Source organism: Mycobacterium kyogaense (genome assembly GCF_036946525.1).
Classification (GTDB): domain Bacteria; phylum Actinomycetota; class Actinomycetes; order Mycobacteriales; family Mycobacteriaceae; genus Mycobacterium; species Mycobacterium kyogaense_A.
The window spans coordinates 1-20,424 of record NZ_JAQIIY010000028.1 but is presented as its reverse complement, the minus strand read 5'-3'; the positions used below and the strand labels follow the sequence as shown (position 1 = coordinate 20,424).

Here is a 20,424-nt window from a genome sequence, read left to right as displayed (position 1 = left end):
TTCCGTGGCTCTCTACCGTAAGTACCGTCCGGCGACATTCGCCGAGGTCGTCGGCCAGGAACACGTCACCGAGCCGCTGTCGGTCGCGCTGAATTCCGGCCGGATCAACCATGCGTACCTGTTCTCCGGGCCCCGCGGATGTGGGAAGACGTCCTCGGCGCGCATCCTGGCCCGGTCGCTGAACTGCGCCCAGGGACCCACCGCCACTCCGTGTGGAGTGTGCGATTCGTGTGTGGCACTGGCGCCCAACGGTCCCGGAAACGTCGACGTCGTCGAACTCGATGCGGCCAGCCACGGCGGCGTCGACGACACCCGAGAACTGCGCGACCGCGCGTTCTACGCCCCGGCCCAGTCGCGGTACCGCATCTTCATCGTCGACGAAGCGCACATGGTCACCACCGCCGGTTTCAACGCGCTCCTCAAGATCGTCGAGGAGCCACCCGACCACCTGATCTTCGTGTTCGCCACCACCGAGCCGGAGAAGGTGCTGCCGACCATCCGCTCGCGCACGCATCACTATCCGTTCCGGCTGCTGGCGCCCCGCACCATGCGGTCGCTGATCGAGAAGATCGTCGCGTCGGAGACCGTCGACGTCGACGACGCTGTCTATCCGCTCGTCATCCGGGCCGGTGGCGGCTCACCGCGAGACACGCTGTCGGTCCTCGACCAGCTGCTCGCCGGCGCCGAGGGCAACCACGTCGCCTACCAACGGGCGCTGGCGCTGCTGGGCGCCACCGACGTCGCGCTGATCGACGACGCCATCGATGCGCTCGCCGCCGGTGACGCCGCGGCGCTGTTCGGCGCGGTCGAAGGTGTCGTCGATGCGGGCCACGACCCCCGCCGCTTCGCGACGGATCTGCTGGAGCGGTTCCGGGACCTGATCGTTCTGCAGGCCGTGCCAGACGCGGTCGCCCGCGGCGTCGTCGACGGCGCCGAGGACGAACTGGACAGGATGCGGGAGCAGGCCGCGCGGATCGGGACGGCCACGTTGACCCGCTACGCCGAGGTGGTGCACGCCGGGCTGGGGGAGATGCGCGGGGCGACGGCGCCACGGCTCCTGCTCGAGGTGGTGTGCGCGCGCCTGCTGTTGCCATCGGCCAGCGACACCGAGGCAGCCCTGCTGCAGCGGGTGGAGCGCATCGAGACCCGCCTGGACATGTCGATCCCCGGGGACGGGACCAGCGCTCCCGCTGCCGCCGCCGCGCCGGCCAAGCAGTACGTCCGCAAGACCCAGACCGCAGACCAAGCGGCCCCGGCGCCCACCTCCGCCCCGGTGGCGCCCCCCGCACCGGCGGCGGCGCCCCCAGCCGCGCGACCACCGGCTCCTCCGGCTCCGAAGCCGACGCCACCACCGCCGCCCGCACCGCCTGCACCCGAGCCAAAGCCTGAGCCTGAACCCGCTGCCGCTCAACCGGTTTCGTCACCGCCACCGGTACGTCAGCCGGCCGCACCCGCGGTCGAAGCGCCGCCCGTGACCCCCGCCGCGGCGGTCGCCGCCGGCGAACCGAACGCGGCGGCCGTGCGCAGCATGTGGACCACGGTGCGGGAGAAGGTCAGGGAACGCAGCCGCACCACCGAGGTGATGCTGGCCGGGGCGATCGTCCGCGCGGTCGAGGACGGCACGCTGATCCTCAGCCACGAATCGGCCCCGCTGGCCAAACGGCTGACCGAGCAGCGCAACGCCGACGTCATCCGGGAGGCGCTCAAAGACGCGCTGGGCGTCAACTGGTCGGTGCGCTGCGAGGTCGGGTCCGCACCCGCCGCGGCGCAGGAGGCTCCGACGCGGCCGCGCCGCATCCCCGACGAGCCACCGCCGCCGGACGGGGACGACGAGGCGAGCATGCTGGCCGAAGCCGACACCATCGATCCCGCCGCGCCCCGCCGCGATCCGGAGGAAGCGGCGTTGGAGTTGTTGCAGAGCGAGTTGGGCGCGCGGCGTATCGACGGTTAGGGCCAGCGCAGGACTAGGAGCCCCACCAGGGCCGCAGCGGCAGGCCGCCGTCGCCACCGCGCTCGTCGAGTTTGACCGCCAGCACCTGGTGAAGCTGAATCGCGTTCTGCTCGAAGCCGACTCGCGAACCCGCCATGTACAGACCCCACACCTTGGCGGTGGCAAGCCCCACCTCGGCCACCGCCTGGTCCCAATTGTCGACGAGGTTGCGGCACCAGTCCCGCAGCGTCATCGCATAGTGGTGGCGCAGGTTCTCCTCGTGCAGTACCTCCAGGCCGACGTCCTGGATCTCGGTGATGATGCGCCCGGACCCGGTCAGCTCCCCGTCGGGGAACACATAGCGGTCGATGAACCCGCCGGCGGCGGGGCCGTGGCGGTTGTCGTGCCGGGTGATGCAGTGATTGAGCAGAAGCCCGCCGGTCCGCAGTTTTGACTTCAGGAAACGGAAGTAGGCCGGATAGTTCGCCACCCCGATGTGTTCGGTCAACCCGATCGAGGACACGGCGTCGAACTGAGACTCACGCACGTCGCGGTAGTCACCGTGGCGCACCTGCGCCAGATCACCCAAACCCTCGTCGACGATAACCTTCTGGGCCCACTCGGCCTGCTGACGCGATAGCGTGACGCCGATGGCCGTCACGCCGTGCCGGGCGGCGTAGCGCACCATGCCGCCCCAGCCGCAGCCCACGTCGAGCAGACGGTCGCCGGGCTTCAGCCGCAGCTTCTCGAACACCAGGCGGTACTTGTTGTCCTGCGCCTCTTCCAACGACGCATCCAGGTTCGGATAGCAGGCGCACGTGTAGGTCATCGACGGGCCGAGCACCCACTCGTAGAAGGTGTTCGACACGTCGTAGTGGTGATGGATCGCCTCGGCGTCACGAGTCTTGCTGTGCCGCAGCCCTTCTGCGACTCGACGCCAGCGCGGCAGGGCTTCCTGCGGTGGCGGTGAGATCGGTTTGAGGTGCTCGATGCCGATGGAGCGGACGATCTGGGCCATCACCCGCGCCGACGGCCGCTTGTAGTCGAGCTTCTCGGTCAGCGCATTGAGCAGCGGGTACGGGTCACCCGGGTGAACGCCGCGCATGTCGAGATCGCCTGAGATGTAGGCGCGCGCCATCCCCAGATCCCCGGGCGCGGTGGCCAGGTACGTGGTGCCACGCGGGCTCCGCAGATCCAGACCGAGTTCAGCGTCGTCGGGACCGGCGCTGCTGCCGTCGTACGCGGTGAACTTCAGGGGCTTGGTGCCGGAGGCGAAGATCTCCAGGATTTCGGCCAGGGTGAGCTTCGGGGCCTCCGTGGCCTCTCGGAAAGTCGTCATTGTCGCCGCACCGCCTTCGCATACAGGTCCAAAAACCGTGAGTCCGGGTCGTAGGTCTTCTTCGCCGTCGTGTACACCTCGCCGCCGTAGAGCTCGTCGAACTCCTCCCGCGAGTAGAAGGCGTCCGAGTACAGGGACTTGTGCCCGGCGAGATCGCTGACCTTGCGTTCGATCATCTTGTTCGTGTACCCCTCCTCGGGACCGATAGGCACCGAGGACCAGAATCCGACGTTGACGTAACTGTGCTGCGGCCGGATCGGGTACAGCGGCCAGCCACCAGCTGAACTCGTCGATTCGCGAAGCCGCAACGGGCACAGCCAGATCGGTTCGATCGGGACGGTGTCCAGGAACCAGTCGACGAAGGCGGCGGTGTTCTCGATGGGCACCTCGATGTCCTGCACCACCCGCTCCCGCGGCGGCCGTCCGTTGCGCTTCTCGATGCGGTCGGCGATGTCGAAACGCTGGTCGTAGCCGATCAGCTTCCAGTAGACGCTGCTGCGCCGGAATCGTCGCGGCCAGAAGCGCCGGATCCCGGGGTTCTGGGCGCCGAAAGCCCGTGAGCACCAGAACCAGTCGGTGTCCCAGCGCCACAGATAGTCGTGGATGGTCAACCGGTCGTGCTTCTCGCCGGACGCGTGCTGAATGGACCGGTAGTAGATCTGCTGGCCGGTGTAGTCGCTGACAGGTCCGGGCGTGGCCGACTGGGTGCCCAGACACAGGTAGCTCTCGTCTGCGGTGAACACCACGCCGTCGAGATAGTCGACCCGCTCGCCGTTCCAGCCGCCGGTCTCGATGATGCGATCCATCGACTCCACGAGCTCGTTCACGGAGTGGAATCGAAGGTGCCGCAGCATCACGAACGGCTTCACGGGCTCCAGCTCGATCTTCAACCGCACCGAATAGCCCAGCGTGCCGTACGAATTGGGGAACGCGCGAAACAGATCGGGGTTCTCGTCAGCCGAAGCGCGCACGATTTCGCCTGTGCCCGTGAGGATGTCCATCTCGAGCACGGACTCGTGCGGTAAACCGTTGCGGAACGACGTCGACTCGATGCCGAGCCCGGTGACGGCGCCGCCGAGGGTGATCGTCTTCAACTGGGGGACGACCAGCGGTGAGAGTCCGTACGGCAGTGTGGCGGCGACGAGGTCTTCGTAGGTGCACATGCCGGCGACATCGGCGGTGCGCGCCTGCGGGTCGACCTCGATGACGCCGGTCAGGCCCGAGACGTCCAGACCGGGCGCGGTGCTCTTGGCCCGGGCGCGGAACAGGTTCGAGGTGGGCTTGGCCAGCCGTACGGTCGCGCCCGCCGGGATGGCCCGGTAGCTGGTCAGAAGCCGCTGCACACCATCGGCGTGCGCGGCCCATGCGTCGATCGAGCCCACAGCCACACATATACGCTAGTCCGGGGTCGCACCCGGTGCGACCGCACCCGATTCGACGACAAGGAGTTCCACCGATGGGACAGGTCAGCGCGTCCAGCACGGTTCTGATCGACGCCGACCCCGCGACAGTGCTCGGCGCCGTCGCCGATTACCAGGCGATGCGTCCGAAGATCCTGTCCGGGCACTACAGCGGTTACCGCGTGCTCGACGGCGGTCAGGGCGCAGGAACGGTGGCCACCTGGAAACTGCAGGCCACCAAGTCACGCTCGCGCGACGTGAAGGCCACCGTCGACGTCGCAGGCCGCACGGTGATCGAGAAGGACGCCAACTCGTCGATGGTGACCAACTGGACCGTCGCCCCCGCGGGTCCGGGATCGTCGGTGACGGTCAAGACGTCCTGGCAGGGTGCCGGCGGCATCGGCGGGTTCTTCGAGAAGACGTTCGCGCCCATCGGTCTGCGCAAGATCCAGGCCGAGGTGCTGGGCAACCTCAAGCGTGAGGTGGAGGGCACCATCGCTGTTGAGGAGACCTAGCTGTCGAAGGGGTCTAACCGCGCTGGGCGCTGAGGAAGGCCACCACGCCGCGCACGATCGCGTCGGCGTATTTCTGACGCCCCTCGGGGGACTTCATCAAACCGGAGTCGATCGGGTTCTTCATGTTTCCGCATTCGACGAGGATCGACGGGTACTGGGCGAGGTTCAGTCCGGCGATGTCAGCGCGCGGATTGAGCCCGGAGGAGCCGATGTAGGTCGCGGGCGGGATCCCCGATCCGGCCATCGTGTCGCGCATCGTCTGGGCGAACTGCACGGCGGGCCCGGCCTGCGCCGCGTTCAGCGGCGGCGAGGAGTACAGCACGTGGAACCCGCGCCCGGTGGCCGGCCCGCCGTCGGCGTGGATCGACACGATCGCGTTCGGCCGGATCGCGTTGGCCATCGCGGCGCGCTCGTCGACGCAGGGCCCCGGCCCGCTGTCGTCGCCGCGTGACATGGCGGTCCGCACCCCCAAGCCGGTCAGTGCCTGGCGGACCCGCAGCGTGGTGTCCCAGGTGAAGGTGTGCTCGGGATAGCCGTCATCGGTGGCCGTCCCGCTGGCCTGGCAGTCCTTCGTACCGCCGCGACCGGTGGGGACCTGGCGGCTCAACCCGGCCATCGACGCCTGGTGGCCGGGGTCGAGGAACACGATCATGCCGGCGACGTTGGACGGGGCGGCATGCGCCGGTGAGGCAAGCGTCGACGCCGCGACGAGCAACCCGGCGACGATCGAGGCGCCGACACGGCGAGTGGCTCGGAGTAGCACGCCGCCACGGTAGACCGCGCGCGGACTACGCTGGAAGCCCTGAGCGCTGCTTCGGCGCGAGCGCAACCAAGTCGAGACCGACACGCAATCAACACGCAAGAGGATCAGCATGCAGCCCGGTGGCCAACCCGATATGTCCGCACTGCTCGCCCAGGCTCAGCAGATGCAGCAGCAGCTGATGGAAGCCCAGGAATCGCTGGCCTCCTCCGAGGTGCACGGTCAGGCCGGTGGCGGTCTCGTGCAGGTCACGATGAGGGGCAGCGGAGAGGTCGTGGGCGTGGCCATCGACCCGAAGGTGGTCGACCCGTCGGACGTGGAGACGCTGCAGGACCTGATCCTCGGGGCGATCGCCGACGCCGCCAAGCAGGTCACCATCCTGGCCCACGACCGGCTCGGCCCGCTGGCCGGCGGCATGGGCGGCCTCGGCTTGCCGGGGATGTGACTTGTTCGAAGGACCCGTACAGGACCTGATCGACGAGCTCGGCAAGCTGCCCGGGATCGGTCCCAAGAGCGCCCAGCGGATCGCGTTCCACCTGCTGTCGGTCGAGCCGCCGGACATCGACAGGCTGACCGCCGTGCTGAACAAGGTCCGCGACGGTGTGACGTTCTGTGCGGTGTGCGGCAACGTCAGCGACGAGGAGCGTTGCCGGATCTGCGCCGATCCTCGGCGGGACGCCTCGCTGGTGTGTGTGGTCGAGGAACCCAAGGACGTGCAGGCCGTGGAGCGGACGCGGGAGTTCCGCGGGCGCTACCACGTGCTGGGCGGGGCGCTCGATCCTCTGTCGGGCATCGGACCTGATCAGCTGCGTATCCGTGAGCTGCTGAACCGGATCGGCGAGCGTGTCGACGGGGTCGAGGTCGCCGAGGTGATCATCGCGACCGACCCCAACACCGAGGGTGAGGCGACCGCGACGTATCTGGTGCGGATGCTGCGCGACATCCCGGGGCTCTCGGTGACGCGGATCGCCTCGGGTCTTCCGATGGGCGGGGATCTGGAGTTCGCCGACGAGCTCACGCTGGGCCGGGCGCTTGCGGGCCGCCGTGCGATGGCCTGAGCGCAATGGCCTGAGTGCAATGGCCTGAGCGGTCGGCCTTGTCGGTGGCCCTTGACACCATGACCGCATGAACAGGGTCATCCTCGGCGGCGAGGCCGTCCGGGCGGGAGTGGCGACCCGACACGAACTTCGCCGCGACTACACGACGCTCTACCGCGGCGTCTTCATCCGCAACGGGGTGGAGGTCACGCTGAGGGACCGGGCGGTCGGCGCGTGGTTGGCCACGGGCCGCACGGGAACGATCGCCGGAGTCGCGGCTGCGGGGTTGCACGGCGCCCCGTGGGTGGACGTCGATGTTCCGATCGACGTGATCGGCGGCAGGCGCCGCCCGCGCGAGGGTGTGGTCCTCCACACCGACGTGCTCACCGACGATCAGATCACCACGGTCGGCGGGCTTCCGGTGACGACGCGCGAGCGGACCGCGTTCGATCTCGGTCGCCACCTGGGCCGCACCGAAGCGCTCGCTCGCCTCGATGCGTTGATGTGGAACCAGCGGTTCGACCTCGCCGAGGTCGTCGACATGGCGGATCGCTGGCCCAGGCTGCGGGGTAGCGCACAACTGCGGGAACTCCTCCCGCTGGTCGACGGCGGTGCGGCGTCTCCACGGGAGAGCGCGATCCGGCTCGTGTTGCACGACAACGGCTTTCCGCGTCCCGAGACGCAGTACCCGGTGCTCGAAGGCTCGCGGCCCGTCGCGTTCCTCGACCTCGCCTACCCGGAGTACGGCGTCGCGGTGGAGTGCGACGGTAACGACCGTGCCCTTCTGAAGATGCTGGAGCAGCGCGGCTGGATCGTGGTCCCGGTGGTCGCCGAAGACCACCACGGCGCCTGGTTGCCCCGGGTGGCGACCGCGTTGCGGGACAGGGGGTGCCCGCTTCCCGTCGCAGTCGTCACGACGCAGTGCGCGTGACCGTGTCCTGCCGCAGCCGGGCCGTCAGCCGGCGGTACCCGTTGAGGTTCACCAAGCCGCGGTGCTCCGGCGTATCGCGCAGCTGCAGGTCCGGATAGCGGTCGAAGAGGGCCCGCAGCGCGGTCACCGCCTCGTTGCGGGCCAGCGCGGCGCCGAGGCACACGTGGATGCCGCTGCCGAACGCCAGATGGTCGCGGGCGTTCGGGCGCGCGATGTCGAAGCGATCGGGGTGCTCGAACACCTTGGGGTCCCTGTTGGCGCCGCCGAGCAGCAGTACCACCGCGGTGCCCCGCGTGATCGGCACGCCGGCGATCTCGGTGTCGCGGCCGGCTTGGCGCGCCGTCATCTGCACGGGGCTGTCGAAGCGCAGCATCTCCTCGATCGCCGACGGCCACAGGTCGGGATCGTCGCGCAGCAGCGCGAGCTGGTCGGGGTGCCGCATCAGCGCGACGATCCCGTTGCCGATCAGGTTGACCGTCGTCTCGACCCCGGCGCCCACGAGCAGCGCGGCATTGGCCCTCAGCACGCGGTCGGTCAGTCCGCTCTCGAGCGCCATCGTGCTGAACGGGGTGCCGTCGGAGCCCTCGGCGCGGAGCCGGCGGAAGTGCTCCCGCATGTAGGCCTCGACGTCACGCAGCTCGTTCATGGCGTCACGGAACACCGGCCAGGTGATCCCGATGTCGAGCAGCGGGGCGATCGTGTTGCCCCACCGAAGAATTCGGGGACGCTCGGAGGTCGGCACACCGAGCAGGTCGCTGATCACCGCGGCCGGAACCTGGGCGGCGTAGTCGCCGATGAGATCCACCTCGCGCCGTGAGTCGAGCCCGTCGAGCAACTCGAGGGTCAACTCGTCGATGCGGGCGTCGAGGGTGGCGATGGCGCGTGGGGTGAAGCTGCGCGCCACCATCTTGCGGTAGCCGGTGTGCTCGGGCGGATCGGTCATCAGCATCGACGGTGCCTCGACCGGGTTGGGCAGTTCAGGGTCGAGTCGGCGGACGACCCGCGCGAGCGCCTCTGGCAGGCCGGTCTCTGCGGGATCGGCCACGAGGAAATCGTTGTCGCGCAGCACCGTTCGGCAGATCTCGTGATCGGCGCTGACCAGCACGGCAGGAGTGCGCACCAGCGGCCCCGCCGCGCGGATCTCCTCGATGCGGCGCAGGCGCCCAGCGGGATCATCGCGGCCCAGGGTCAACGCGGACATCGGTTCGCCTCTGCGGGCCCGCTGAGAAAGGAAGGCGCGGGGGAGCCCGTGCAGCGCTGCCCAGCGCATCCAGGTCGACAGTTCGCTAGCCATGCCTCGACGGTAGGCAGCCGAGCGCACGGGCGCATCGTCCTGCGAGCCGAAGTCCGTCTCCTACCTGGGTAGGAGGCCGAGTGCCTACCGCGGGCGGTTTCCCGGCACTCGGACCGCTCCTACACTGGGCCGATGCTCGATGCGCTGCGGCACCGCGTGCGCGGGTACGCCGCGCGCAAGGCCGAGGACATGCCGGGCGGCTACACCTGGCCCTTCGTCATCAGCGTCGACGTGACCATGGTGGTGGTCTCTGTGATCGCCGCATTGCAGCGGCCCTGGTCGCACTGGTGGATTGCCGCCGTCGCGTTGTTGATCGCCGTCGTGCCCGATGTCGTCTTCTTCTTCGTCGACCGACGGGTGCCCGTGGCGGTCGAGGCAGCCACGGTGTGGCTGGCGTGGATGACGAGTACCGCCCTGCTCCTCTTCGCGTTCCCGACGCCGATCAGCGGAGATTTCGCGCCGTTGCTGCTCAGCCTGCTGACCGGGATGATCGGCGCATTCACCTCGGCGCGGACCAGTCTGCTGGTGGCGCTGTCCGCGGCGGTGCTGGTCGGCGCTGCGATGTGGGCCGGCCGGCTCGACACACCGTGGCTGTATCTGACGTTCATCGCGATCGGCCTGCTCGTCGGATGGCTGATGCGTATCCAGCAGGAGCTGCTCCAGGAACAGCGGAGGGCCCAGGCCAAACTCGCCGAGCACGCCGCCGCAGACGAGCGTCGCCGCATCGCCCGCGAGGTCCACGACGTCATCGCGCACTCGCTGAGCGTGACCCTGCTGCACATCACCGGTGCGCGCCGCGATCTGCAGGTCGACCGCGACGTCGACGAGGCCGTGGACGCACTCGAGCAGGCCGAGCGCCTCGGACGTCAGGCGATGGCCGACATCCGCCACACCGTCGGCCTACTCGACGACGCGACCAGCACCACGATTCCCGAGCCCGGTATCGATGATGTCGCGGCGCTCGTCGACGATTTCGTGCGGGCAGGACTGTCGGTGTCGCTGCGCGTCACGGGGGACACCAGGCGGATTTCCGCGGCGGAGGGCCTGGCGCTGTACCGCATCGCGCAGGAGTCGCTGGCCAACGTCGCCAAGCACGCACCTGAGTCGACCACGGCGGTCGACCTCGATGTCGCCGGTGCCGCCGCGGTGCTCGCGGTCGTGAACCGGGTACCGGTACCGGTCACGGGGGGCCGAGAAGGACGGGGCATGCGCGGCATGCGCCAGCGGATCGAACTCCTCGGCGGCACGTTGGACGCAGGCCAGGACGGTGCGCAGTGGTCGGTGCGCGCGGTGATCCCGAGCGGCACGCCGTGACGGCCGAGCTGGTGAACGCCTTGCTCGTGGACGACCAGGAGCTGGTGCGCTCGGGCCTGCGCCGCATCCTGCGCCGTCGTGACGGAATCGTCGTCGTCGGTGAGTGTTCCGACGGTGACGAGGTTCCCGACGCCGTGGCCGAGCTCGACCCCGACGTGGTCGTGATGGATCTGCGGATGAAGCGGGTCAACGGGATCGAGGCGACCCGAGCTCTGACCGAAGCGGGCGGTCCACCGGTGCTGGCGCTCACGACGTTCAGCGACGAGGAGCTGCTCTCGGGTGTGTTGCGTTCGGGAGCAGCGGGTTTCGTGCTGAAGGATTCGCCGGCCGAGGAGCTGATCCGGGCCGTGCACGCCGTCGCTCGCGGCGACGGCTACCTCGACCCGTCGGTGACGGCGCGTGTGTTGACGACCTATCGGACTGCGGCCGCCGCTCCGGCGCTGGACGCGGTGCGGGAGCTGACGCCGCGGGAACTCGACGTGCTGACGCTGGTCGCCAAGGGCCGCTCCAACAGTGAGATCGCCGAGGAGTTGGTGATCTCGGGGGTCACCGTGAAGAGCCACATCGGCCGCATCTTCGGCAAGCTGGGATTGCGGGATCGCCCGGCGGCCATCGTCTACGCCTACCGGCACGGCATCGTCGCCGCCCGCTGATCTACACGCGTCTGGGCGCCGCGAGACGTTCCCGCCGCAGCGTGTCGACCTCCGGAAGGTCAAGGGAGGCAAGCGGTCCCACCACCGTCGTGAGCAGGTAGTCGGCGAGCTCGGGGTTGCGCGCCAGGCAGCACCCGTGCAGATAGGTCGCCACGATGCTGTCCTGCACCGCGCCGTCGACGCCTGAACCCGCCCGGTTGCCCGCGCCCTTGGTCACCGCCGCCAACGGGCGTGCGTGTGGACCCAGATCCGTTCCGCCCCGGTGATTCTCGAATCCCGTCAACGGCTGCGTGAGCCCCTCGATCAACGGCGTCGACGCCACCTCACCGATCGTCCGTTCCGGCTGCGGCGACGTCGTCACGTCGAGCAGTCCGACTCCGGACACCCGTTCCCCGGCCGACGTCTCGTACCAGTGCCCGAGCACCTGGATGGCCGCGCAGATCGCCAGCACCGGCGCACCACGTGAGACCGCTTGCTGCAGACCGGGATAGCGCACCAGGTGTTTGGTCGCGAGCCGCTGCGCGTAGTCCTCGGCGCCGCCGAGGGTGTAGAGATCGAGCTCGGCGGGCACCGGGTCGTCGAGCGTGATCTCGACGATCTCCGCGTCGATTCCGCGCAACCGCAGGCGCTGACGCAGCACCAGCGAGTTGCCACCGTCGCCGTAGGTGCCCATCACGTCGGGAAGGACGAGTCCGATGCGGACCGCGGATTCGCTCATGGCAGCCGCCTGTTCAGCTGAAGGAATGCCGTGTAATTGGCGAGCACCTCGACGTGGCCGGGTGGGCAGCTGCGGATCGCGGACATCGTGTCGTGCACCAGCGTGTGTTCGACGCCGGCATAGCCGAGGCGCACGGCGAGATCGGTGCCGCGCTCCCCGGCGGCGACCACCGGCACGTTCTCGAAGTGTTCGAAGCGGACGTCCCACAACCAGGACAGATCCTCGCCGTCGGGCACCTGTCCGTTGACGGAGATCACCACGCCCGCTGCGTCGCGGTCGAGCATCGACAGGGCCTCCTGCCACCCGGCGGGGTTCTTGGCCAGCAGCAGGCGGGCGGTGTGCGACGGGCCGACCGGCACGGTGCGGTAGCGGCCGGCCACCTCGTCGACGGCGGCCACGGCGGCGACGGCCGCGGCGGGATCGGCGCCGAGGGTGACCGCCGCGGCGACGGCCTGGGTGGCGTTGCCGCGGTTGACGGTGCCGGGCAGGGTGAGTGTCATCGGCAGGTTCAGACCATCGGGGCCGTGGATGTGGGTGTCGTCGTACCACCAGTCGGGGGTGGGCCGGTGGAAGTCGCAGCCCGTCGAGCGCCAGTCCGCTCCCTCGCGCACGATCACCTCGCCCGACCGGGGGCAGCTCACCGAATCGCTGGCCCAGCCGCCGCCGGCGGCCACCCACACCACATGCGGATGGTCGTAGGCGGCCGACGTCATCAGGACGTCGTCACAGTTGGCGACGACCACGGCGGCCTGGTGGCGCGCCAACCCTCCGCGCAGGGTCCGCTCGATGTGGTTGATCTCACCCACGCGGTCGAGCTGATCCCGCGACAGGTTGAGCAGCACGATGACCGAGGGGGCGACGGCGTCGCTGACATGGGGGACGTGCATCTCGTCGACCTCGAGGGCAGCCAGCGATGCGTCCGGAGCGGCGGCCAGTGCGGCTACGAGCCCGGCATCCATGTTGGCGCCCTCGGCGTTGGTGGCGACGGGCCCGACGGTGGCCAGCGCCGCAGCGGTCATCCGGGTGGTGGTGGATTTCCCGTTGGTGCCGGTGATGACTACCGTGCGGCGGCCCTGGCCGAGCTGCGCCAGGATCGACCGGTCGATCGTCATCGCGACGAGCCCGCCGATCATCGCCCCGGCGCCACGGCCGGTGACCCGCGACGCCCACCGGGCGCCTGCGCCTGCTGCGAGCGCTGCTCGTGCGCGTACCGAGACCATTCCCGGCAGTTTAGAGAAGGGGCCGACACGCGGCGTGGGGAGCAAGGCTTGTCGGGGCTGCGTGCCATTCTCGGGGAGTGAGTTCAACCGCCGTGCGCACCTGGGGCCGGCCCGCCGATCAGGCGGGCGCCGGGTGGGCGGTCGTCGACGTCGAGACCTCCGGATTCCGGCCCGGGCAGGCTCGCGTCGTCAGCGTCGCCGCGCTCGCGCTCAGTGACGACGGCAACGTGGAGAAGAGCCTGTACTCGTTGCTCGACCCGGGCGTCGATCCGGGCCCTACTCACATTCACGGGCTCACCGCGGAGATGCTCGCCGGTCAGCCGACGTTCGGGGACGTCGTCACGGATCTGTGTGAGGTGTTGCAGGGCCGCACCCTGGTCGCCCACAACGTGGGCTTCGATTACGCATTTCTCGCCGCCGAGGCCGAGATGGTGGGCGCAGCGCTACCGACGGACACCGTGATGTGCACGGTCGAGCTGGCCCGACGGTTGGACCTCGGACTGGACAACCTGCGACTGGAAACGCTCGCCGCGCACTGGGGCGTGACTCAGATGCGCCCGCACGATGCGCTGGACGACGCGATGGTGCTTGCGCAGATTCTCAAGCCCGTGCTGGCGCGGGCCTGCGAGCGGCGTACGTGGCTGCCGGTGCACCCGGTGTCGCGGCGTACGTGGCCCAACGGCCGTGTCACCCACGACGAGCTGCGCCCGTTGAAGGCCATGGCCGCGAGGCTCCCGTGCTCCTATGCCAACCCGGGCCGCTTCATGTCCGGCCGACCCCTGGTGCAGGGCATGCGCGTCGCGGTGGCCGCCGAGGTCGACCGGACCTACGAAGAGCTGATCGAACGAATGCTGCACGCGGGCCTTGCGTTCACCGAGTCCGTCGACCAGCACACCTCGCTGGTGGTGAGCGATGTGCCGGACACGAGGCAGGGCAAGGCATTCCAAGCGCGTGAACTGAACGTGCCGGTGATGACGTCGGCAGAGTTCATGGACTCAGTGGTGTCCGTCATCGGCGGTGCCCAGATCGAAGACTTCGTCGGCTCCGACCTGGGCGACGATCAGCTCGCTCTGTTCTGAGCTACGGCGCTTCGCAGATACGCCCCGGGGTGCACCCCGCGACGTCTTGCATGCCGTCCTGACCTGGCGGGATCTCCCCGACGATGGGCGGCGGACCGCCCTCGGGGGCCGTCGCGTCGCAGGCGGCGCCCCGGGCGGCACCGCCAGGGTCGTCGCACGGCACATTGGGCTGTGCACCGGCGACGGGTGCCATCGCGATCACTGTCGCGGCGGCCCCCGTCAGCAGGGCTGTTCCGAACGAAACGAGTTTCATGTTCCTGGGAGTTACCAGGGCATGGGCTGTCGAAACTGTCTAGCTGCTAAAACAATCAGTCGTCACCGTTGTTGCAGACCCGGCCCGGTATGCAGCCGGCACCGCCGATGTAGGGGTTCCCTCCGCCCTGGCTCGTACCCTCGCCTGTTCCCGTCGTCCCGCCGCCGGGGGCGACGTTTTCACAGGGGGTGCCGTCTGCGGCGCCGTGCGGCGTTGCGCACTCCGGCTGCGCGACCGCGGCGGGAGCAAACGAGATCATCGCCGCGGCCGCGAGGGTGAGAAGTGAACCAGACGTGAACTTTAGCTTCATGCGGTGGTGGCTTCCCGACCGAAGGGGGCCCGAAACCGCAATCAGCACAAGTCATTTCTTGATCACTTCTTCGTTTCGTAAAACGGATCAGCTGGATGCGCTCAGCGCCGAGCGGCGCGGTTCACCGCTGACACCACCGCGCGCAGCGAAGCTGTTGTGATTGAGGTCGCGATCCCGACACCCCACACGGTCTTGCCGTCGATGGAGGCCTCTACGTAGGCCGCGGCCTGCGCCTCTTCACCCGAGGACATCGCGTGTTCGGAGTAATCCAGCACGTTGACGTCGTAGCCGATCGCGCCCAGAGCGTCGACGAACGCGGCCAGCGGACCGTTACCGGCGCCGACGATCTCGCGTTCGGTGCCGTCGACCTTGACCACCGCGGTGATGGTGTCGGTTCCACCGTCCACCTCGGCGGCGTCGACGCGTTGCCGCATGCGCTCCAGCGGCGTGATCGGCGCCAGGTACTCCTCGTGGAACGCGTCCCACATCTCCTTGGGCGACACCTCGCCACCCTCGCCGTCGGTGATGGCTTGGATGGCAGACGAGAATTCGATCTGCAGGCGCCGCGGGAGCGCCAATCCGTGGTCGGCCTTCATGATGTAGGCCACCCCGCCCTTGCCGGACTGTGAGTTGACCCGGATCACGGCCTCGTAGGTGCGGCCGACGTCCTTCGGGTCGATCGGCAGATAGGGGACCTGCCACAGGATGTCGTCGACATCCGAATCCTGTTCGTCCGCGGACACTTTCATCGCGTCCAGACCCTTGTTGATGGCGTCCTGATGGCTGCCCGAGAAGGCGGTGTACACCAGATCGCCACCGTAGGGGTGCCTTTCGTGGACCGGCAGCTGATTGCAGTACTCGACGGTGCGGCGGATCTCGTCGATGTTCGAGAAGTCGATCTGCGGGTCGACCCCGCGGGAGAACATGTTCAGGCCCAGCGTCACGAGGCACACGTTTCCGGTGCGCTCGCCGTTGCCGAACAGGCAACCCTCGATGCGGTCCGCGCCGGCCTGATAGCCGAGTTCGGCTGCGGCGACGGCAGTTCCACGATCGTTGTGGGGATGCAGGCTCAAGATGATGCTGTCGCGGGGGGTCAGGTGCCGGTTCATCCACTCGATGGAGTCGGCGTACACATTCGGCGTGGCCATCTCCACCGTCGCCGGCAGGTTCACGATCAGCGGTACCTCGGGCGTCGGCGCGACGATTTCGGCGACGGCGTTGCAGACCTCGACGGCGTATTCCAGCTCGGTGCCGGTGTAGGACTCGGGGGAGTACTCGAAGCGCCACTGGGTGCCGGGGGTACTTCTTCGCCTCCTCGACGCACATCCGCGCGCCGTCGGTGGCGATCTTCTTGACGGCGTCGCGGTCGGCCCGAAACACGACGCGCCGCTGCAGGATCGACGTCGAGTTGTAGAAGTGCACGATCGCCCGGGGCGCGCCCTCACAGGCCTTGAAGGTCTTCTCGATCAGCTCGGGGCGGCACTGCGTCAGCACCTGGATCGTCACGTCGTCGGGGATCGCGCCCTGCTCGATGATCTCGCGGACGAAGTCGAAGTCGGTCTGGCTCGCCGACGGGAAGCCGACCTCGATCTCCTTGTAGCCCATCCGGACCAGCAGATCGAACATGCGCCGCTTGCGGGCCGGGCTCATCGGGTCGATCAGCGCCTGGTTGCCGTCGCGCAGGTCCACCGCGCACCACAGCGGGGCCACGTCGATGACCTTGTCGGGCCAGGTGCGGTCGGTCAGCGCGACGGGCTCCACCTCGGCGGCGAAGCTGCGATACCGGCTGACGGCCATCGCGGACGCGCGCTGAGTGTTCCAGGCAGGCTGGCCGTCACGGCGGGGGCCGGCGGGCGTGGTGATGGTGCGTACCGAATGGAAGGCGTCGGGAGTGAAGTTCTCGGTCATGATGTGGGCTCCGGGTTGGATCGGGGAATCTCAGACCGGCGCATCGCGAATACCCGCGACGGGAGGCCAGTCTGGATCAGACCCCGTCGCGGCGTCCGAGAAGGAGCACCCGCTGCACGCGGTTGACTGTACTCCCGCGGGCGCGTCGGGCAAAACGCCCGGTTGTGCGGGCGCGGCCTCAGACGTGGGAGTCGGGGAACGCGATCACCGACAGGAATCGGATCGGTACCTCGACCAGGTCGACGGGGCCGTGCGCGCCCTCGCCGTCGAACTGCAGAGAATCGCCGGGGTGCAGCCGGTAGACCGAGCGGCTGTGGCTGTAATCCATGACCCCTTCGAGCATGTAGATGAACTCGGTGCCCGGGTGCTGGAACAGCGGATACGTCCGGCTCTTCTCCGACAGCGTGACCTGCAGACACTCCAACCGCTTGTGCTCGCCGCGCAGCGAGCCGAGCAGTTCGTAGTCATGCCCTTCGCGGGTCCCTTCCCGCACGATCCGCGCGCCGGTGCCCGACCGCACGAACGCCGCCGGGCGCTCGACGTCTGCGCCGCGGAACAGGCTCGTCACCGGCACGTCGAAGCCCTTGGCGAGCAGTGCCAGCGTGGACAGGCTGCAGGACGTCTGCGCGTTCTCGATCTTGCTCATCATGGCCTTCGAGATGCCGATGCGCGCGGCGGTGTCGGCGACGGTGAGGCCCTGCTGCAGCCGCAACAACCGCACGTTGCGCCCGATCGCCGTCTCGATCTCGAGTTCGTCGACCGGCTCCTGCGGATCGCGGTCGCGGGCGGTGCCGGACTTGTTGCGTAGCAGCGATGCGTGATCGTCAGCAGAGGTCACGGCTACCTGTCTAGCGCATCTGTCCGGCGCCGACGTACGGGTACGGCGTGGTGAGCAGGTCGCCTTCGGCGAAACGGGAGAGCCGGAAATCCGATGCGGGGATGCGGGGGTCGCGGCTGTGGCCGTCGGTGACGATGTCGGCGGTGAGCCTGCCGACCGCCGGCGCGATCTTGAAGCCGTGCCCGGAGAAGCCGGCAGCGACGATCAGGCCGTCGAGGTGGGTGCGGGAGATCACCGGGTTCCAGTCGGGCGTGACGTCGTAGCAGCCGGCATAACTGCTGGTGATGACCGCGTCGGGGAATCCGGGGAATCGGGTGCCGACCTTGTCCACGGTGAGGTCGACGAACTCTTCGGTCGCCCGGTTGAGATAGCTGTCCGGGTCGGCGGTCTGCGCGTCACTGAGATCGCTGTTGCCGAAGAGGATTTCGCCGCCCACCTCGGGCCGCACGTACTGCAGCGAGACGAGGTCGGAGAACACCGGCACCGGGGGAAGATCGACACCGGGGTCGATCAACACGATCTGTTCCCTCACGACGCGAATCGGTACGTCGACGCCGTGGGGGGCCAGGAACGGTTGCGTCCACACCCCGGTGGCGACGACGACGGTACCGGCGGCGATCTCGGAGCCGTCGGTCAGTGCCACCCCGGTCACCCGGTCACCTTTGGTGGTCAATCCCGTTGCGGCGCAGCCCTGGAGGATGCGGACACCGGCCGCGCGAGCGGTCGTCGCAAACGCCTGGGCGGTCTGGTAGGCGTCGCCGTATCCGCCGCGCGCCTCGTAGCCGAAGGCCGCAAACGGTTCGAGATCGGCGAATGGCCACATCTCGGCGACGGCGGCGCGATCGATCTCCTCGGTGTCCACGCCGACAGACTTCTGGGCGGCAAGGCTTTTGCGTAGCGCGTCGACGTTGGGTTCGCCGACGCCGACGACGTACCCGGTCTGGCGGAACCCGATGTCGGTGCCGAAGATCTCGGTGGCCTGCTCGAATACCTCGAGCCCGGCTGCGGCCATCGCGGCCAGCGAACTGACTCCGTAGTGGCAGCGCACGATGCCGCTGGACTTGCCGGTCATGCCGGAGCCGACGGTGCCGCGTTCGACGACGACGACGTCGGTGACGCCACGCTCGGCCAGTGCCCACGCGGTGGCGCATCCCTCGAGTCCACCGCCGACGATCACGACCTCGGCGGTACTCACAGGCCGGGAATCCAATTCGTCCCGGCCAGCGGGACTTTCGCCATCGCGGCGGCCTCGATGCTGACGGCGACCAGATCGTCGGGCTCGAGATGGCAGACGTGCGATTTACCGCAGGCGCGGGCGATCGTCTGCGCCTCCATCGTCAGCACCCGCAGGTAGTTGGCCAGCCGCCGGCCGGCCGCTACGGGATCGAGGCGGGCGGCGAGCTCGGGATCCTGGGTGCTGATGCCCGCCGGATCGTTGCCGTCCTGGTAGTCGTCGTAGAAACCCGCTGCACTGCCGAGCTTTTCGTACTCGGACGCGAAGCGCGGGTGGTTGTCGCCCAGTGCGATCAGTGCTGCGGTGCCGATCGCGACGGCATCGGCGCCCAGCGCCAGCGCCTTCGCGACGTCGGCGCCGTTGCGGATGCCACCGGACACGATCAACTGGACCCCGCCTTTCCCCGTCGCTCCGCGAGCTCCGCTCGCCCCGGTGCGATGCACGCCGAGTTCCTGCAGCGCCCGCACCGCCTCGGGGATCGCCGCCAACGTCGGGATGCCGACATGTTCGATGAACACCTCCTGGGTGGCGGCGGTCCCGCCCTGCATGCCGTCGACGACGACAACATCGGCGCCGGCATGTACCGCGAGCTTGACGTCGTAGTAGGTGCGGGTGGCGCCGACCTTGACGTAGATCGGCTTCTCCCAGTCGGTGATCTCGCGCAACTCGTTGATCTTGATGGTGAGATCGTCGGGGCCGGTCCAGTCGGGATGGCGGCACGCCGACCGCTGATCGATGCCCTGCGGCAGCGTGCGCATCGAGGCGACACGTTCGGAGATCTTCTGCCCCAGCAGCATTCCGCCGCCACCAGGCTTGGCGCCCTGACCGAGCACGATCTCGATCGCGTCCGCCTTGCGGAGATCATCGGGATTCATGCCGTATCGCGACGGTAGGTACTGATACACAAGGTGCTTGCTCTGGCCGCGTTCCTCGGGCGTCATGCCGCCGTCGCCGGTGGTCGTCGACGTACCGACCTCACTGGCGCCGCGCCCCAGCGCCTCCTTGGCCGGCCCGGACAGCGCACCGAAACTCATGCCCGCGATGGTGACCGGGACGGCCAGGTGCAGAGGGTGTTTGGCGTGCCGGTCACCGAGTACCACGTCGGTGGCGCAGCGTTCGCGGTAGCCCTCCAGTGGATAGCGCGACATCGACGCGCCGAGGAACAGCAGATCGTCGAAGTGGGGGAGTCGCCGTTTGGCACCCCACCCACGGATGTCGTAGACGCCGGTGTCGGCGGCACGCTGGATCGCGGCGATCGTGGCGCGGTCGAAGGTGGGCGGACTCGCGCAGGCCGAGGCGTGCGCGGTCGTCGGTGTCGGTCATCAGTAGCTCGCAGAGTTGTCGACGTGGAAGTGATATAGCGATCGGGAGGAGCCGTAGCGGGTGTAGGCGCCGAGATCGTCGCCCTCGAAACCCGCTGCCTTGAGCAGCTCTTCGAGCTCGCGCAGATGCGCGGCGCGCATGGGTTTGGCCACGCAGTCAGCGCCGAGGGAGGCCACCTCGCCACGCACGTAGATGCGCGCTTCGTACAGCGAGTCGCCGAGTGCCTCACCGGCATCACCGCGCACCACGAGCCGGCCGGCCTGGGCCATGAACGCGCTCATGTGCCCGACGTTGCCACCCACGACGATGTCGACGCCCTTCATCGAGATACCGCAGCGCGCCGCGGCGTCGCCCTCGATCACCAACAG

The 20,424-nt window shown here is 68.8% G+C and carries 18 protein-coding genes and 3 pseudogenes; 8 read left to right on the top strand and 13 right to left on the bottom strand.

Features of this window, described 5'->3' with window-relative positions:
* Positions 1-4: 4 nt before the first annotated feature.
* Positions 5-1,951 carry a DNA polymerase III subunits gamma/tau gene (locus tag PGN37_RS21955; RefSeq protein ID WP_335333103.1) on the top strand — a complete coding sequence of 649 codons (1,947 nt, stop codon included), beginning with the start codon at positions 5-7 and terminating at the stop codon, positions 1,949-1,951.
* Positions 1,952-1,964: 13 nt separating this feature from the next.
* On the opposite strand, the gene PGN37_RS21950 is transcribed toward PGN37_RS21955, so the two are convergent.
* Together PGN37_RS21950 and PGN37_RS21945 are read right to left on the bottom strand one after the other, a co-directional pair.
* Complete coding sequence (locus PGN37_RS21950) at positions 1,965-3,269, bottom strand: class I SAM-dependent methyltransferase (RefSeq protein ID WP_335333102.1); 1,305 nt, start codon at positions 3,267-3,269, stop codon at positions 1,965-1,967.
* Positions 3,266-4,657, bottom strand: a complete 1,392-nt coding sequence (locus PGN37_RS21945; RefSeq protein ID WP_335333101.1) for an FAD-binding oxidoreductase — start codon at positions 4,655-4,657, stop codon at positions 3,266-3,268. The genes PGN37_RS21950 and PGN37_RS21945 overlap by 4 nt, the downstream gene beginning before the upstream one ends.
* Before the next feature lie 68 nt (positions 4,658-4,725).
* Between PGN37_RS21945 and PGN37_RS21940 the strand changes: the two genes are divergently transcribed.
* Positions 4,726-5,184, top strand: a complete 459-nt coding sequence (locus tag PGN37_RS21940) for an SRPBCC family protein (RefSeq protein ID WP_335333100.1) — start codon at positions 4,726-4,728, stop codon at positions 5,182-5,184.
* A gap of 13 nt (positions 5,185-5,197) precedes the next feature.
* Here PGN37_RS21940 and PGN37_RS21935 read toward each other — a convergent pair whose 3' ends face one another.
* Entirely contained in the window at positions 5,198-5,947 is a 750-nt protein-coding gene (locus tag PGN37_RS21935; protein WP_442932990.1) for an Rv3717 family N-acetylmuramoyl-L-alanine amidase, read from the bottom strand.
* A gap of 109 nt (positions 5,948-6,056) precedes the next feature.
* On the opposite strand from PGN37_RS21935, the gene PGN37_RS21930 reads away from it, so the two are divergent.
* The 3 genes from PGN37_RS21930 (at position 6,057) to PGN37_RS21920 (ending at position 7,912) form a co-directional block, all read left to right on the top strand.
* Entirely contained in the window at positions 6,057-6,389 is a 333-nt protein-coding gene (locus PGN37_RS21930; RefSeq protein ID WP_442932989.1) for a YbaB/EbfC family nucleoid-associated protein, read from the top strand.
* A gap of 1 nt (position 6,390) precedes the next feature.
* The gene (recR, locus tag PGN37_RS21925) at positions 6,391-7,002 is read left to right on the top strand and encodes a recombination mediator RecR (protein ID WP_048422551.1); all 612 of its coding nucleotides are present in this window, start codon (positions 6,391-6,393) and stop codon (positions 7,000-7,002) included.
* Between the two features lie 67 nt (positions 7,003-7,069).
* Positions 7,070-7,912: a hypothetical protein gene (locus PGN37_RS21920; RefSeq protein WP_335333099.1), complete on the top strand. Its 843-nt coding sequence runs from the start codon at positions 7,070-7,072 to the stop codon at positions 7,910-7,912.
* Here PGN37_RS21920 and PGN37_RS21915 read toward each other — a convergent pair.
* Complete coding sequence (locus PGN37_RS21915) at positions 7,893-9,206, bottom strand: cytochrome P450 (RefSeq protein WP_335333098.1); 1,314 nt, start codon at positions 9,204-9,206, stop codon at positions 7,893-7,895. The genes PGN37_RS21920 and PGN37_RS21915 overlap by 20 nt on opposite strands.
* 132 nt (positions 9,207-9,338) lie before the next feature.
* Here PGN37_RS21915 and PGN37_RS21910 point away from each other — a divergent pair, with 132 nt between their 5' ends.
* Complete coding sequence (locus PGN37_RS21910) at positions 9,339-10,520, top strand: sensor histidine kinase (protein WP_335333097.1); 1,182 nt, start codon at positions 9,339-9,341, stop codon at positions 10,518-10,520.
* An 11-nt stretch (positions 10,521-10,531) separates the two neighbouring features.
* Positions 10,532-11,173 carry a response regulator gene (locus tag PGN37_RS21905; RefSeq protein ID WP_442932991.1) on the top strand — a complete coding sequence of 214 codons (642 nt, stop codon included), beginning with the start codon at positions 10,532-10,534 and terminating at the stop codon, positions 11,171-11,173.
* A 1-nt stretch (position 11,174) separates the two neighbouring features.
* On the opposite strand, the gene PGN37_RS21900 is transcribed toward PGN37_RS21905, so the two are convergent.
* The gene (locus PGN37_RS21900; protein WP_335333096.1) at positions 11,175-11,891 is read right to left on the bottom strand and encodes a type 1 glutamine amidotransferase; all 717 of its coding nucleotides are present in this window, start codon (positions 11,889-11,891) and stop codon (positions 11,175-11,177) included.
* The gene (locus PGN37_RS21895; protein ID WP_335333095.1) at positions 11,888-13,111 is read right to left on the bottom strand and encodes a MurT ligase domain-containing protein; all 1,224 of its coding nucleotides are present in this window, start codon (positions 13,109-13,111) and stop codon (positions 11,888-11,890) included. The genes PGN37_RS21900 and PGN37_RS21895 overlap by 4 nt, the downstream gene beginning before the upstream one ends.
* Before the next feature lie 77 nt (positions 13,112-13,188).
* Here PGN37_RS21895 and PGN37_RS21890 point away from each other — a divergent pair, with 77 nt between their 5' ends.
* Positions 13,189-14,190 (top strand): DEDDh family exonuclease, encoded by a 1,002-nt coding sequence (locus PGN37_RS21890; RefSeq protein ID WP_335333094.1) that lies wholly within the window; start codon positions 13,189-13,191, stop codon positions 14,188-14,190.
* A 1-nt stretch (position 14,191) separates the two neighbouring features.
* Here PGN37_RS21890 and PGN37_RS21885 read toward each other — a convergent pair whose 3' ends face one another.
* The 7 genes and pseudogenes from PGN37_RS21885 to PGN37_RS21855 all read right to left on the bottom strand — a co-directional run.
* Entirely contained in the window at positions 14,192-14,443 is a 252-nt protein-coding gene (locus PGN37_RS21885; protein WP_335329024.1) for a hypothetical protein, read from the bottom strand.
* A gap of 55 nt (positions 14,444-14,498) precedes the next feature.
* Complete coding sequence (locus PGN37_RS21880) at positions 14,499-14,753, bottom strand: hypothetical protein (RefSeq protein ID WP_335333093.1); 255 nt, start codon at positions 14,751-14,753, stop codon at positions 14,499-14,501.
* 101 nt (positions 14,754-14,854) lie between these two features.
* A pseudogene (gene leuA, locus PGN37_RS21875) lies at positions 14,855-16,661 on the bottom strand (2-isopropylmalate synthase).
* A gap of 178 nt (positions 16,662-16,839) precedes the next feature.
* Positions 16,840-17,499, bottom strand: a complete 660-nt coding sequence (locus PGN37_RS21870) for a helix-turn-helix domain-containing protein (RefSeq protein WP_335333092.1) — start codon at positions 17,497-17,499, stop codon at positions 16,840-16,842.
* A 10-nt stretch (positions 17,500-17,509) separates the two neighbouring features.
* The gene (locus tag PGN37_RS21865) at positions 17,510-18,694 is read right to left on the bottom strand and encodes an NAD(P)/FAD-dependent oxidoreductase (protein WP_335333091.1); all 1,185 of its coding nucleotides are present in this window, start codon (positions 18,692-18,694) and stop codon (positions 17,510-17,512) included.
* Positions 18,691-20,056: pseudogene (locus PGN37_RS21860) on the bottom strand (FMN-binding glutamate synthase family protein). Before PGN37_RS21860 ends, PGN37_RS21865 begins: the two are co-directional and overlap by 4 nt.
* Positions 20,056-20,424, bottom strand: a pseudogene (locus tag PGN37_RS21855) (protein glxC); the annotation flags it as partial. The pseudogenes PGN37_RS21860 and PGN37_RS21855, both read right to left, overlap by 1 nt.

Excerpts from the sequence above, each read along its gene's own strand:
- PGN37_RS21950 (WP_335333102.1), bottom strand. The coding sequence starts at position 3,269 with ATGACGACTTTCCGAGAGGCCACGGAGGCCCCGAAGCTCACCCTGGCC.
- PGN37_RS21940 (WP_335333100.1), top strand. The coding sequence starts at position 4,726 with ATGGGACAGGTCAGCGCGTCCAGCACGGTTCTGATCGACGCCGACCCC.
- PGN37_RS21930 (WP_442932989.1), top strand. The coding sequence starts at position 6,057 with ATGCAGCCCGGTGGCCAACCCGATATGTCCGCACTGCTCGCCCAGGCT.
- PGN37_RS21920 (WP_335333099.1), top strand. The coding sequence starts at position 7,070 with ATGAACAGGGTCATCCTCGGCGGCGAGGCCGTCCGGGCGGGAGTGGCG.
- PGN37_RS21915 (WP_335333098.1), bottom strand. The coding sequence starts at position 9,206 with ATGGCTAGCGAACTGTCGACCTGGATGCGCTGGGCAGCGCTGCACGGG.
- PGN37_RS21910 (WP_335333097.1), top strand. The coding sequence starts at position 9,339 with ATGCTCGATGCGCTGCGGCACCGCGTGCGCGGGTACGCCGCGCGCAAG.
- PGN37_RS21900 (WP_335333096.1), bottom strand. The coding sequence starts at position 11,891 with ATGAGCGAATCCGCGGTCCGCATCGGACTCGTCCTTCCCGACGTGATG.
- PGN37_RS21895 (WP_335333095.1), bottom strand. The coding sequence starts at position 13,111 with ATGGTCTCGGTACGCGCACGAGCAGCGCTCGCAGCAGGCGCAGGCGCC.
- PGN37_RS21885 (WP_335329024.1), bottom strand. The coding sequence starts at position 14,443 with ATGAAACTCGTTTCGTTCGGAACAGCCCTGCTGACGGGGGCCGCCGCG.
- PGN37_RS21880 (WP_335333093.1), bottom strand. The coding sequence starts at position 14,753 with ATGAAGCTAAAGTTCACGTCTGGTTCACTTCTCACCCTCGCGGCCGCG.